We start from the raw sequence: 12,409 nt of genomic DNA, 5'->3' as shown, positions 1-12,409 counted from the left end.
CTAGCTATGTTCCGTTTCCGCATTCATCGGCAAAATAATTTCAACAATCGCCCCTCCGCCGTGCGCATTGGCGAATGATATTTGTGCTCGGCCTTCATAGAGCAGCCGCAGCCGCTCGCAAATGTTCCAAATGCCAACCTGCCCGCCTTGCTCCCTTATGAATTTTCGGCCCTCCTGAAGCTCCTTCAATACCTCTTCATTAAAGCCTTTACCCGTGTCCTGAACGATCATTCGCATTTTCGGTTCATCCGTTGTGTCCAGAAGCTCTATACGAATATGAATATGCACCGCTTCATCCAGCGTTACAGCGTATTTGACAGCATTTTCAACTAGGGACTGAATAATGAGCGGCGGCAGACTGGCGTTCATCATATAATCAGGCGCCTCCATGCTGCTTGTCAGGCTGTCCGGGTAACGCAGCTCCTGAATGCGGATATAATTGCTTACATGATCCAGCTCCTGCTTCAACGTAACGAAGCTGAGGTTGCTGCGGAACATATAGCGGAAGTAGCCCACCAGACACAGCGTCAGCTCTTGAATCAGCTCATAATTGCGCACCTGAGCAAGGCTGTACATCATATTCAGGGAATTCATGAAAAAATGAGGATTGATTTGCAACTGCAAATGCTGCAATTCCACTTTTTGCTTACTAAGCTGCTCCTCGTATACATCAATACGCAGCTGCTGAATATCCGCCATCATCGTATTAAACGTTTCGTTAACTAACTGAAATTCCTCGGCGCTAGGAGCCGCCTTGATCCGAACGTCCAGATTGCCTTCACGTATCCGCTTCATCGCCGCCAAAATCCGGTTCAGCGGGAGCAATATTTCTCGGCGCAGCATCAGCAGTCCGAGCGGTAAAATGATGAGCGAGCCTAGAGCTACAAAGGTAATCAGGCTACGCAAATAAGGGAGATTTTCAAGTATTTTTTCATCCGGTATAACGGCTACCAGATTAAAATCCCCCCGAAGCGAGGGAGATCCGACGACAAGAAACCGGGTTTGATCCCCGGTTATATAATAATTAGCCAAGCTGTGATTAAGCTCAATGCCAAGCTCCTGAAATAGACTAGACGTCGTTAGCGGGATTCCATCGCTCGTCGTCAACAGCGACTGCCCCTTCTCACCTAAATCAATCAATCCCAGCCCGCCAATTAAGCGATTGGCATTAACCCAGGCACCAATATAGCTGCCGCCCGATTCCACGATATGATAAATATAAAATTGATTATCCAACTGCGTAATTTTCCAATCGGCGGTATGCAGCAGTCTTCCATTACTGTCCTTGTCGAGCATGAGCTGATTCAAAAACCCCCGCATTTTCTCCCGCTCCCCAAAAGGTCTGCTCACCTGCGGACTAAGCATTAATTCCTTCTCCTGATCCGAATATACGAAAAAAGCATCCATGCTTTTATAAATCGCCAGCGCCTGCGACAGCTTGTTGGACAGGCTGATTTTCGCCATATAATATTCGTCCGGCTGCCTTGTCGTGCCCATTACCAGCAAATCCGGATCAACAGCGGCGATGCTATTCACGTATTGATCTACATCCTCAAGGCTCTGATCGATCTGATCCATATACAAGGTCATCATATTTCGGTTTGAGCTGGCCACTTGATTGCGCACGACATCAATCGAATAAAAGCTGTTATATAGAAGCAACACAATGAGCGGCAGTGTAAATAGTAAAACGCTGGTGATCAATCTCGTTCGGATTGAGCTCCACGATAAAATGTTCAAACGACTGTTCATCCACAAAGCCCCCTGTCCTTTGGCGACTACTTAGATAATAGGCAAAACGGCTGCGCCATTATCATGAAACTTAGCATGCTCTAGGAAGGAAGATCAATCTTTATCGGGAAATTTGTCGAAATGCTTGTCGAAAATTCCTCCCAGCTTCCATACGCTTCCTGCTATGCCTCGATTTCATATTTGAACCAGTCGAAATAGGCTGGCGATGTATTGAATTTCCCATTTCCCGTTGCATAAAGTCCGGCATATACACCTGTAAAGCCGCCGGCTACCTCTTTGGATAACATGGCACATTCTCCCGTTCCTAATACATGCGTATGCCCGTCTGGTCGCGAGTAGCTGAACGTATAATGCGTCTCATTAGCTTCTATGCCGAGTCTAATTATAGAGTCGCTATAATCCGCCGAGTGCTCCATTTTCCAAAGGCTTCCGATCCGGAAACGAAAAATCACCTGATTTTTCCCATCCAATCTTGACTTTCTCTCGTCAGGCAGTGCCCGATTTGCCGCCAAATGACCAAATCCGTGCTATGAAAAATCGGGACGCCCGGAAAATATTCAAATGAGCTCGTTACCAAGTAATAATCGTCCCCCACACGGCACACACTCGGATCAGGATAAAAACCGCTTAATATAGGATTTGAAAATAGCATATTTAGTTCCTCCTCTTAAAGGGTAGTGACTACACTGATGTATATTCACCTGACTGCTTATCCACTGTTTTTCTTCATTGTAGTCTCTCCTACCCACGAGATGCCGCCGCTTGGACGACCTATTACTGCCATTTTCACGACTTTTTATCGTTTTTTTCTTTGCTTAGGGAGCACTAAGGCATGTCTTAATCTATATCAAAAAACCTCCCCTACCCGCATGCTAATGCGGTTCAGGAAGGCTTCATCTTCAACTATTCTGGTTCTGGTAGATAAGATAACACATTTTGCTCAAAGTAATGGCGGGGCTTTACCCCTCCAGCCACAGCGTTTTGTCAGAAATGGATGTCCGCTTCGCCTCCAGCGGCTGCATATCTGGATATCCGAGATAAATAAGGGCAACAAACTGCTCCTCCGCATCAAGACCAAATGTATCCTTCATCAGCGGATGGTACATGGGCTCGCCTGAGCGCCAGATGGCGCCCAGCCCATTCGCATGGGCAGCGAGCAGCAGGTTTTGCACAGCGGCCTGCGCCGCCGCCAGCTCTTCTGCATAGACAGCACGCGGGTCCTCTGCTGGCGAGCATACGACGCCAATGACGACAGGTGCGCGATAAGCTTTGGAACGCTCCTTCGCCAGACGATCCTCCAAAGCGGTTCCGATGCCAGTCTCAAGCGAAGCAAGCGCAACACGCGCATACCCTTCGCCCAGCTTGGCGCGTCCCTCTCCTGTCATGACGATAAATTTCCATGGCTGCGTATTATGGTGACTCGGCGCCCAACTGGCCGCCTCCAGCAGCTTTTCGATGAGCCGGCGATCAACCTTGTCCTGCTTGACCCTTCCGATTGAACGTCTTCCCCGTATAGCCTCTTCTACTTGCATGTCCATTCCCCCAATCCTCAAATTAAGCTTTGTACAAAAAAATCATATTATATATGGTAGTTTACCATTTATGAAAGAATGCAATCAAATGATATGTAGCTGCTACGCGACGATAAATGGGATCGAACCAAAAAGTTACTGCCAGCAGAACGCAAACCTCATGGAGCAGCTTAACGAGATCAAGCGAATGAAGTGCGAAAAGGTCAATCGAGTAGGAGGGGGCGCCTAGCCCCCGACCTCTCACACCACCTTACGTACCGTTCGGTATACGGCCGGTTCATGTCCTATTCCGCAATTGGTTGTATCTGTCCGCTAGACTTCTTAGACCAAGAGATGACCCATTGCTTCCAAACACACATCCGAAGTCTTCTTCTTGTCCATTCATCCAACTCTTGGCATACGCTTTTCGTATCCGTTAGGGAGTAATAACCACATCACTCTGTCAGATATTGATTGAATTTCTTTATTCGCAATGAGCGAAGTCAATGAAACACTCTTAACATTTCGTCCGGAACTGGAGCTGATCATCAGCCCAGACATCACGGTATTCGCTGAGAACGTCATCGGCAATGTGCCGGAATCCTTTTATCAAGATGGGGAGCTCGTGACCTATATAAAAAAAGTGTTCAAAGTCGTGAACATGCTGCTCGCCAAGGAAGGCACTGGCGGTCCATTCCGTGACATGATTCTGTGTGCGATCTTATTCCAGGATATCTCACTTAACTCGCTGCCGGATGACATGAAGTATCTGCATCCGATTGCCGCTGCCACGGCGGTGCGCCAATTCGGCGACGGAATCAATTCACAAATGGTCGATGCGCTTATACTAATGATCGAAGGCCACGAAGGTCCGAAGTCGCCATCCAAGCCGCTGGAGCCGAAGATGGGCCAGCCCGGTTTCATCATCGCTCTTGCCAATCAGCTTGTGAATTTCGACTTTATTGAAGTGACAATGTGAGGTGAAGACCATGAATACAATATTAATAGAAGCAGAAACGGCATGAGCGCTTAGTGAACGACTCCTTGCTCGAGCTGCTGAAGAAATGAGGGATTTTATTGCGCTCCGTCCAAATATTGCTCATCACATTCCACTCAGACCCCTTTTATGTTACAATTTCATAAAAATGTAAGGAGGGAAGGTAATTGAACAAAAACAAGCTATTTTTGTGGAGTTGTATTTTCCCGCTTTCTTCAATTTTTTGGAGCCAGCTTTATCAAGATGGGTATCGAGTATTTAAACTGGGGTTTCCATTTAATTTTATTACGTATCATGGTTTAGAGGCTCCCGCTTACAACATTCTCATTTTTAAAAATTTCTTTACTTTAACGTCATTTAGATTAGATATCTATGCATTATGTGTGTTAGTCACCTACTTTTTCCTCATTGTATTAACTAAAATGAGGAACCGAATCAAATCACACTCTACATGATTTACATTAGGTATTGGTAACTATAAAAGACGATCACACCTCAAATCGAGGTGTGATCGTCTTAGCTTTTTAATAGAGACGCAAACTAGCATTCCATTCATCATTCAACGTAGCTCCAATAGGTATGTTGTTCCAAGTAAAACCTAATAGATAATAGCCCATTGCTTTAATCTTAATCGTGTCGCCAGGGTTATTTGTAGTAGTAAAATTATATGAGTGATTAGTCCCGACCCACGTATATAGGTGTATGCCGCCTAAGTAAGAGGTAAAATCGGAGGCACTTGTAAAGTAGGGATTTCCGTTAGCGTAAGAATAACTATAATTATAAGCAATATTGCAAGTAATAGTTATTGCAGTGCCTCCCCATCCAGGATTACCCGGACACCACCATGTATTCACGCGAGAATTATTATAAGTTATAGCAGCCAGATTGCTAAATGAGTTCAATTTACTTTGTTGGCTTACAGGAATAAGGATTTCCTCTTCAGTATTAGACTTTGCGATCTGAATGGATTTTTTAAATTCTTTAAGTTGGATTTCCAATTCTTCAAGGTTGCTTATCTTTAGTAATTCATTCGCCGTTGCAATAATCGACCTGTCTTGGATAGCTTCGAAACCATACTTATTAAGTAAATTAATCAGATCTTGCTGTGAACTAGCTTCTTCTTGCGCACTTGCGACAGAAACACTGGAAAAGAGAAACATTAAGGTGAATACAATAGAAGCAAACTTTTTCATAATTACCTCCATATAGTATATTGCGTTAGGCGTCTGGATACTCTATGAAGTAACATTTTCTAATTTTTGGTTCTTTTGGATAATATACCTCCTCACTAATAACATATCACATTTCATCAATTTTGTTAACATTTTTTTACATTTAGATGGAGTAGCTTTTTCAGAGATGCTCCGCTATAGAAATTGCAAGAACAAAGTTTTTCATAATCGCAACGTAACATAATTGAGCATCTGGGGGGCAACTGCAGCTCAACAAAATCCAGCTTTTTCACACTTGATCCAATGCGAGCCAACGAAGATCCGACTCCGATTGACTTGGAGAAAATCGCTGACACGAACACTTAGAGGAATTTTAACCACTACCCTAACATCTTGAGTGTTGGGGTATTATTATAGTCAATAGCTTGAATATTCTTGCTTTCTATTCTAAATTGAAACTTACCGTTGCGCTTGTGTAATGCATGACATGGAGGTGTTGGAGTGCTCATCGTTTTTAATAGTTTCACCGGAAAGGTGAAGCGATTTGTCAATAGGCTCGGGCTGCCAATAAGGGAGATCGAAGACGGACTAATTATTGACGAGCCATTTGTTCTCGTTTGGGATCGCTTTGATCTTTGCTTTCACTCGCTCTAAAGATGGTTTTGCGATCTTTACGCGAAGGTTCTTCTTATCCCAAACACTGAAGGTGAACCCTAGAAATTTTCGTTTCCATAGGCGATTTACCGCACTCTTCTCTCGGTTGACCTTCAATTTCAGACGCACCTCGATGAATACGGTAATAGATTTCATCACCCGTTGTCCTGCCTTACACGTTTTCACGTAGATGTTACAGACATCGGCATATCTCATGAAGCGAAGTTTCCTCTTTTCCAGTTCTTTGTCTAATTCGTCTAAGACAACATTAGATCATAATGGACTCAGTGGCCCCCCTTACGGTGCTCCCTCCGTTGATGCTTGGACTAGACCTCCTTCTATCAGCAGATTCAGTGCATACATCTAAAGATGCTCCACCAGTAGAGTCCATTTTCAAGCCTGCTAATGCACCTGATGTTACCTTCGTTTGTGATCCAGTTACAACTTAACAATTATGAACATTATTACTAGTAAATTTCAATTCATAACCCTCGTAAGAAGTCCCTGCCATTGTAACACCGCAAGTAATATCAGAGCAGCAGTCAGACTTCCTATCAATACCACCCTTTTTAACATTAGCTAATTCAAATGAATTATATTTTACATTTAAGTACATTATTATGTATTAAATTAAACATAGTGTAAACCTTGTTTTATCCTTGTGTTTATATTTAATTATATAAATTTATATTTTCCTAATTTTAAGATATTGATGAGAGTTGTAGGACAAATGTAGGAAATATGAAAGGATGTAAAGAATGATTAAAGAATTAGCTCAAGAAATCAGAAGTAAATTGACTCCATTGTTTCTATTGTTATTCTTTTTAATAATCATTGCTCTAGTTTCTCTCGTTGTCTTAAGGAGCCAAAATTATGAGATGAGAGACTCATTAGACTATTTTACATTCATGGTTGATGGTAGACTTCCTATTATTTCCCCATCCTAGCTATTTTAATTTTGTAGCTTCTTTTTCGGGAGAAGTTAAGAATCGCTTTCTGACCTATACCCGTATGCGTAGACAGATAAGCAAAACGTTATTCATTAAATTAACGGCCAATTCCATTCTTACTTTTTCATTCTTTTTTGTTTTGATTTTCATTTTATTTCTTTTTGCTTTTTACATTGAACCACATCTGGGGATTGCTAAGTATGACCCCGAAGGTTATGGTTTGATAAAAGATACATTAGCAGCAGAAACCTATACTCGTCGTACGTTTACACAGCTTTTAAAATTCGGAACTTTCACATACGGTTTCCATTACTCATTCTGGGTAGGATTGAATGCAGCTTTACATTCAGCAATTGGTTTCTATTTGGTCTTACTTGTTAGAAATCGTTTTCTCGCTTTATCTCTCCCCTTCATTTTTTATGTAATCTCTAGTTATGCACTTGCAGCTTTAGGGTTGGAATCTTACCGACTTAATTATTTAATTTTCCCATTTGACCGTTCTCAAGATCCTATATGGACTGCGATTGTGCCATTTGCAATTCTTGTTGCTACGCTTATAGCATTAATGTTATATGTTAAGCGAAATACTTCGAAAGTAGACAGTATGACATGAACTATTTAAAAAAGCCTATTGATGAATTTCTAACTTGGAAATGCCTTTCATTTTTATTTTCATGTTTATTTTTGGCCTGAATCAGCGGAAACAAATTATTCACTTTTGGATGAACCATTTAATGCCCTTAATAGCGATAGCGAAAAAAATACTCGCCAATTACGCTCCATTTCAAGCAAGAAGGAAAGACTATTATTCTCACAAGCCATAATCAAGATGACATTGATCAACTGTGTGATCATGTTATCCAAATACGTAATCGAAAATTGGAAATTTATAACAACTAACTTAATGATAATATGAGAATATAAAATGAGCCTAGCAATTATTTGCCAGGCTCATTTCCTTTCCTAATAACGAGCACCACATGTTACTAAATTACAGCATATAAGCATATTCCTTGTAGCCCTCTGCCTCAAGTTGATCCTTTGGAATAAAACGAAGAGCTGCCGAATTAATGCAGTAGCGCAAGCCGTTTGGTCCCGGGCCGTCATTAAAAACATGCCCCAGATGCGAATCAGCCGCCTTGCTGCGAACTTCCGTACGGATCATAAAATGACTAATATCGCGGTGCTCCGTAACTTTCGATTCCTGAATCGGCTTCGTAAAGCTAGGCCAGCCGCAGCCTGAATCGAATTTATCGCGCGAGCTGAAGAGCGGCTCTCCCGATACGATATCTACATAGATGCCTTCTTCCTTGTGATCCCAGTATTCACCGGTAAATGCCCGCTCGGTACCGCTGTTTTGTGTTACTTCGAACTGAATCGGCGTCAGACGTTCCTTCAGCTCACTCAGACTCTTCTTATATTGCCAATGGTGTGCGAGAAAATCCTCGCGTCCAGAGCCTTTGCGGTAAGATTTGTAGCGCTGCGGATTGGAACGATAGAAGCCCTGGTGATAATCCTCCGCCAAATAAAAAGGCTCGGCCGGTTCAATCGGCGTTACAATGGGCTTATCGAACCGGCCGCTTGCAGCAAGCGCCTTCTTCGAGGCTTCCGCCTTCTCCCGTTGTTCCTCGCTATAATAAAAGATGCCGGGACGATACGAGTTGCCGCGATCCGCGAACTGGCCAGCCAGATCTGTCGGGTCGATCTGCTGCCAGAAAACCTCAAGCAGCTTCTCATAGGGAAAAATCGCCGGATCAAATGTAATTTGCACCGCTTCGGTATGGCCTGTCGTCTCCGAGCAGACCTGCTCATAGGTTGGATTGGGCACATGGCCGCCTGTATAGCCCGATACTACCTCAATAATGCCGGGCATCTCCTCGAATGGAGAAACCATGCACCAGAAGCAGCCCCCGGCGAATATCGCCTTTTCATAGGATGGTGACTCATTCTGGTTTTCGTTCAACTCAACTGACATGTCTATACAGCCTCCTTTACAGGCTTGCTGCAGCCGCTGCTGCTATACAATCGCCTGACCCTTATTATACCTCAACTGCCAGCCTCCGCAAAAGGACATCAACACCTGCGCCCTATTCTTTGTTACAATGTAGTGACACGCGCAACAAAATGGCTTTTTTCCCGTCCAATACTATAGCCGTATAAGTCAGGTTACAATTGCAGTTCGTTCAGCCTCGTTGCAGCACACAATAAGACTTTCAAAATGAGGTGAACGTTAAAATATGAGCAACTTGCAAGATGCTGAGCTTTCCAGCCACCATGAGCCGCTGCGGCGGCGCAAACGTAGCAATCGCGCTTTTTTCGTATTCGTCATCGTCTGGATCATTTTAATTTCCGGCGGTGTCATGGGCGCCAAATGGTATAGCGACAAGATCCAGCGCAGCGTCGCCGCTGATCTGGAGCGCCAGACGTCGGCGCAGATCGCGGCGATGCAGCAGGACTACACCCAGCGGATGGACAAGCTGGAAGCCTCCTATAAGGAGGAGCTGGCCCAGCTTGATGCGAAGGTGGATGCCTTGAATGAGCTGCTGACCTTTACGAAGGACAATGCCGATTCCAAGACCGACAACAGCAACAAGCTTTATACCCAGCTTAATGAAGTGAAGAAGAAGCTGAACGAACTGCAAAAGAATTTGGATGTGTTGAAATGAATGTATCCGTAAAAGCACTGAATAGGACGATGCTGCTCGCGTGTACCCCTTTTCTCGGCATGCTGCTTTGGCTGCTGCTGTCGGAGGTGGTCGTTGAGCTGTCTACAGCTGCTTTTCCCGTTCACGATGCCGAAGCACAGCGGCAGGAGCCAGCAGCCTTCACCTCGAAGACAGCGGCGGGACTGGAGCAGGCTCGAACAACAGCCGAGGCGACAGGAAAGTTGATAAAGAAGGAAATCGCGCTGTATAACCGAACAAATGCAGAGATGAAGCAAATCGCCAGCACCGCAGCCGCCCAAGCCCGCATTCCGCTTGATATTTACGACCAGCTCATTACGAGCAAGCTTGGAGCACCGTCGGCTTCCGTTAATACGGACAAGCTTCGCGCCCAGCTCTTCCGTATCAAGACGCAAAACTTTCAAAGCTACGCGGTGAAAATCGAGCTGAAATCAGACGATGCGATGAAAATGGCGCTCGGCGGCGACAAATATGGCGGTGCCGAGACGACGCTCGCAGCAGTGAAGCGTTTCGGCGCGTATATCGGCATCAATGCCGGAGGCTTCGCAGACGCTCAGGGCGTTCGCTACCCGCTGAGCACGACGATGATTGACGGCGAATATGTGAATGGCTTTGAGCCATCGTTTGCCGATTTATTTTTTGTCGGCTTGAATGAGGATAACAAGCTCGTAGGCGGAAAATTTACCAGCAAGGCGCAGCTCGACAGCGAGCATATGAAATTTGGCGCTTCATTCGTGCCTGTCCTGCTGCAAAATGGTGCCGCCATGCCGATTCCCGACAAGTGGAAAAACAGCCCGAAACGCGCACCGCGCACGGTCATCGCAAGCTACAAGGACAATCAACTGCTCCTTCTCGTCGCCGATGGCTATAACGAGAATGGCAGCTCCGGCGCGACGCTTGAGGAACTGCAAATTTTACTTAAGCGCTACGGCGCCGTTAATGGCTTTAATCTCGATGGCGGCGGCTCCTCGTCGCTGATCTGGAACGGCAGCGTCATTAATAGTCCTTCTGATCGCCAGCTTCGCAAGCTGCCAACGAACTTCCTCTTTTTCAAATAATGGCTCGTGCGCATTTCTCTAGCCTTTATAATCGCAAAAAAAAGCGTTCAACCCTGCTGCACGAGCAGGTTGAACGCTTTTCGTTATTATTCGCCGCCCATAAATACGTAGCGACAAATGACGAGCACCGCGAGTATCCACATGAGCCAGTGAATTTGGTATTTCTCTTTCGCTTTGCCAGACAGGTTAGCAACCGAGGCCAATACAACATACGATACGATACCGAACGAAATGCCGTTTGCGATATTGTACGTAAATGGCATCAGAGCGAGCGTCAGGAAGGACGGAATCGCATAAACCATATCCGTAAAATCAATTTCCTTAATCGACTGCATCATCAGCACGCCGACGATAATGAGAGCAGCATTCGTAGCTGCTGGCGGCACGAGTGCAACGAGCGGCGACAGGAATACCGCGAGCAGGAAGCAAATACCCGTCGTAACCGAAGTTAGCCCTGTACGTCCGCCCTGCGCGATGCCTGAGGAGCTTTCCACATAAGCTGTCACTGTGCTCGTTCCGAGCATAGCCCCGCCGCTAACGCCGATAGCATCCACGAACATCGCTTTACCGATGCGCTTCTTGCCTTCTACCGGATCTTTCATATAGCCAGCGCGGTTCGCTGTGCCGACGAGCGTTCCGAACGTATCGAACAGCTCGACGAACGTAAACGTCAAAATGACGGTCACGAGGCCCACTTCCAGCACGCCAGGGAAATCAAAGTGGAACAAATTCATTTTTGAAAAATCAGGCACCCATGTTTGTCCGCTAAGCGTCTCGCTGATGTTTACTTGACCAATTACAATCGCAACAGCCGTCGTGAGCAAAATACCCCACAAAATCGCGCCAGGAATGCGAAGCACCATCATAATTCCGATAATGAACAGGGCAATAACCGTAAGCGCTACTGTGCCATTGTGCAGGCTGCCAAGATGAATGACCGTCTCCGATCCCGATACGTCGGTATAAGCGCCCTGCTTAATATCTGTGAAGCTGGATACGGCAATCGTCATAATGCCGCTGCCCTTAAGGCCGATAATCGCGATAAACAAGCCGATACCGACGGTGATCGCATGCTTAAGGCTGTCCGGCACAGCTGTAATGAGCATTTGCCGAATTTGAGTTACGGTCAAAATGATAAAGATAATACCCGAAATAAATACCGCTGTAAGTCCCATTGCGATGGAAATCGGCTTTCCAGTCGCCTGTGAAGAAATAACCGTAGCTGCGAAATACGCATTGAGTCCCATTCCGGGCGCGAGAGCTACGGGGAAATTAACGAACAGTCCCATCGCAATCGTAAAAATACCTGCTGACAGCGCTGTAGCCAAAAACACGGCTCCCCAGTCAAATCCGGCTGGTGTGAGCACAATCGGATTAACAGCCAGTATGTACGCCATCGTCATGAAGGTCGTTAGTCCTGCCATAATTTCCGTACGAATGTTCGTACCATGCTCTTTCAAGCGAAAAAATTGTTCCATCGCTAATCACTAGCCTCCCTTAGTCTTATTATACTGCCCACTGATGCATTATTTTTAGAAACTCATTTTAATCAATTGCTTCCTTGTTTGTCAATGATTTAAAACGAACGTTTATAATGACGATTCTTAGATCATTCGGATTTCATTGCAATT

General features: G+C 45.2%; 12 protein-coding genes and 1 pseudogene. 4 read left to right on the top strand and 9 right to left on the bottom strand.

Features of this window, described 5'->3' with window-relative positions; translation table 11 throughout:
• From V5J77_RS04180 to V5J77_RS04160, 5 genes and pseudogenes are all read right to left on the bottom strand, one after another.
• Entirely contained in the window at positions 1-1,752 is a 1,752-nt protein-coding gene (locus V5J77_RS04180; protein ID WP_338554540.1) for a histidine kinase, read from the bottom strand.
• Between the two features lie 161 nt (positions 1,753-1,913).
• Positions 1,914-2,204: a hypothetical protein gene (locus tag V5J77_RS04175; RefSeq protein ID WP_338554539.1), complete on the bottom strand. Its 291-nt coding sequence runs from the start codon at positions 2,202-2,204 to the stop codon at positions 1,914-1,916.
• 32 nt (positions 2,205-2,236) lie between these two features.
• A pseudogene (locus V5J77_RS04170) lies at positions 2,237-2,404 on the bottom strand (family 43 glycosylhydrolase); the annotation flags it as partial.
• Positions 2,405-2,711: 307 nt separating this feature from the next.
• A complete protein-coding gene (locus V5J77_RS04165; RefSeq protein WP_338556538.1) occupies positions 2,712-3,284 on the bottom strand; it encodes a nitroreductase in 573 nt (190 codons plus the stop codon).
• 284 nt (positions 3,285-3,568) lie between these two features.
• Positions 3,569-3,673: a hypothetical protein gene (locus V5J77_RS04160; RefSeq protein WP_338554538.1), complete on the bottom strand. Its 105-nt coding sequence runs from the start codon at positions 3,671-3,673 to the stop codon at positions 3,569-3,571.
• 83 nt (positions 3,674-3,756) lie between these two features.
• Here V5J77_RS04160 and V5J77_RS04155 point away from each other — a divergent pair, with 83 nt between their 5' ends.
• Positions 3,757-4,242 (top strand): hypothetical protein, encoded by a 486-nt coding sequence (locus V5J77_RS04155; protein WP_338554537.1) that lies wholly within the window; start codon positions 3,757-3,759, stop codon positions 4,240-4,242.
• Positions 4,243-4,784: 542 nt separating this feature from the next.
• Here V5J77_RS04155 and V5J77_RS04150 read toward each other — a convergent pair.
• Together V5J77_RS04150 and V5J77_RS04145 are read right to left on the bottom strand one after the other, a co-directional pair.
• Positions 4,785-5,453, bottom strand: a complete 669-nt coding sequence (locus V5J77_RS04150) for a hypothetical protein (RefSeq protein WP_338554536.1) — start codon at positions 5,451-5,453, stop codon at positions 4,785-4,787.
• Positions 5,454-6,020: 567 nt separating this feature from the next.
• Positions 6,021-6,302 (bottom strand): hypothetical protein, encoded by a 282-nt coding sequence (locus V5J77_RS04145; RefSeq protein WP_338554535.1) that lies wholly within the window; start codon positions 6,300-6,302, stop codon positions 6,021-6,023.
• Positions 6,303-7,001: 699 nt separating this feature from the next.
• Between V5J77_RS04145 and V5J77_RS04140 the strand changes: the two genes are divergently transcribed.
• Entirely contained in the window at positions 7,002-7,649 is a 648-nt protein-coding gene (locus V5J77_RS04140) for an ABC transporter permease (protein WP_338554534.1), read from the top strand.
• A gap of 378 nt (positions 7,650-8,027) precedes the next feature.
• On the opposite strand, the gene msrB is transcribed toward V5J77_RS04140, so the two are convergent.
• The gene (msrB, locus tag V5J77_RS04135; protein WP_338554533.1) at positions 8,028-9,011 is read right to left on the bottom strand and encodes a peptide-methionine (R)-S-oxide reductase MsrB; all 984 of its coding nucleotides are present in this window, start codon (positions 9,009-9,011) and stop codon (positions 8,028-8,030) included.
• Between the two features lie 262 nt (positions 9,012-9,273).
• Here msrB and V5J77_RS04130 point away from each other — a divergent pair, with 262 nt between their 5' ends.
• Positions 9,274-9,702 (top strand): hypothetical protein, encoded by a 429-nt coding sequence (locus V5J77_RS04130; RefSeq protein WP_338554532.1) that lies wholly within the window; start codon positions 9,274-9,276, stop codon positions 9,700-9,702.
• A complete protein-coding gene (locus V5J77_RS04125) occupies positions 9,699-10,778 on the top strand; it encodes a phosphodiester glycosidase family protein (protein WP_338554531.1) in 1,080 nt (359 codons plus the stop codon). Before V5J77_RS04130 ends, V5J77_RS04125 begins: the two co-directional genes overlap by 4 nt.
• Before the next feature lie 86 nt (positions 10,779-10,864).
• Here V5J77_RS04125 and V5J77_RS04120 read toward each other — a convergent pair whose 3' ends face one another.
• Complete coding sequence (locus V5J77_RS04120; protein ID WP_338554530.1) at positions 10,865-12,256, bottom strand: NCS2 family permease; 1,392 nt, start codon at positions 12,254-12,256, stop codon at positions 10,865-10,867.
• Positions 12,257-12,409: the final 153 nt, after the last annotated feature.

Origin of the sequence: Paenibacillus sp. KS-LC4 (genome assembly GCF_036894955.1) — a bacterium.
Lineage (GTDB): Bacteria > Bacillota > Bacilli > Paenibacillales > Paenibacillaceae > Pristimantibacillus.
The sequence above is the reverse complement of the archived record's forward strand: the minus strand, read 5'-3'. Positions and strand labels throughout refer to the sequence as shown.

Bases quoted from the DNA above. Each gene is read 5' to 3' on its own strand.
- V5J77_RS04180 (WP_338554540.1), bottom strand. From the start codon at position 1,752: ATGAACAGTCGTTTGAACATTTTATCGTGGAGCTCAATCCGAACGAGA.
- V5J77_RS04165 (WP_338556538.1), bottom strand. From the start codon at position 3,284: ATGCAAGTAGAAGAGGCTATACGGGGAAGACGTTCAATCGGAAGGGTC.
- V5J77_RS04155 (WP_338554537.1), top strand. From the start codon at position 3,757: ATGAGCGAAGTCAATGAAACACTCTTAACATTTCGTCCGGAACTGGAG.
- V5J77_RS04150 (WP_338554536.1), bottom strand. From the start codon at position 5,453: ATGAAAAAGTTTGCTTCTATTGTATTCACCTTAATGTTTCTCTTTTCC.
- V5J77_RS04145 (WP_338554535.1), bottom strand. From the start codon at position 6,302: ATGAGATATGCCGATGTCTGTAACATCTACGTGAAAACGTGTAAGGCA.
- V5J77_RS04140 (WP_338554534.1), top strand. From the start codon at position 7,002: ATGGTAGACTTCCTATTATTTCCCCATCCTAGCTATTTTAATTTTGTA.
- msrB (WP_338554533.1), bottom strand. From the start codon at position 9,011: ATGTCAGTTGAGTTGAACGAAAACCAGAATGAGTCACCATCCTATGAA.
- V5J77_RS04130 (WP_338554532.1), top strand. From the start codon at position 9,274: ATGAGCAACTTGCAAGATGCTGAGCTTTCCAGCCACCATGAGCCGCTG.
- V5J77_RS04125 (WP_338554531.1), top strand. From the start codon at position 9,699: ATGAATGTATCCGTAAAAGCACTGAATAGGACGATGCTGCTCGCGTGT.
- V5J77_RS04120 (WP_338554530.1), bottom strand. From the start codon at position 12,256: ATGGAACAATTTTTTCGCTTGAAAGAGCATGGTACGAACATTCGTACG.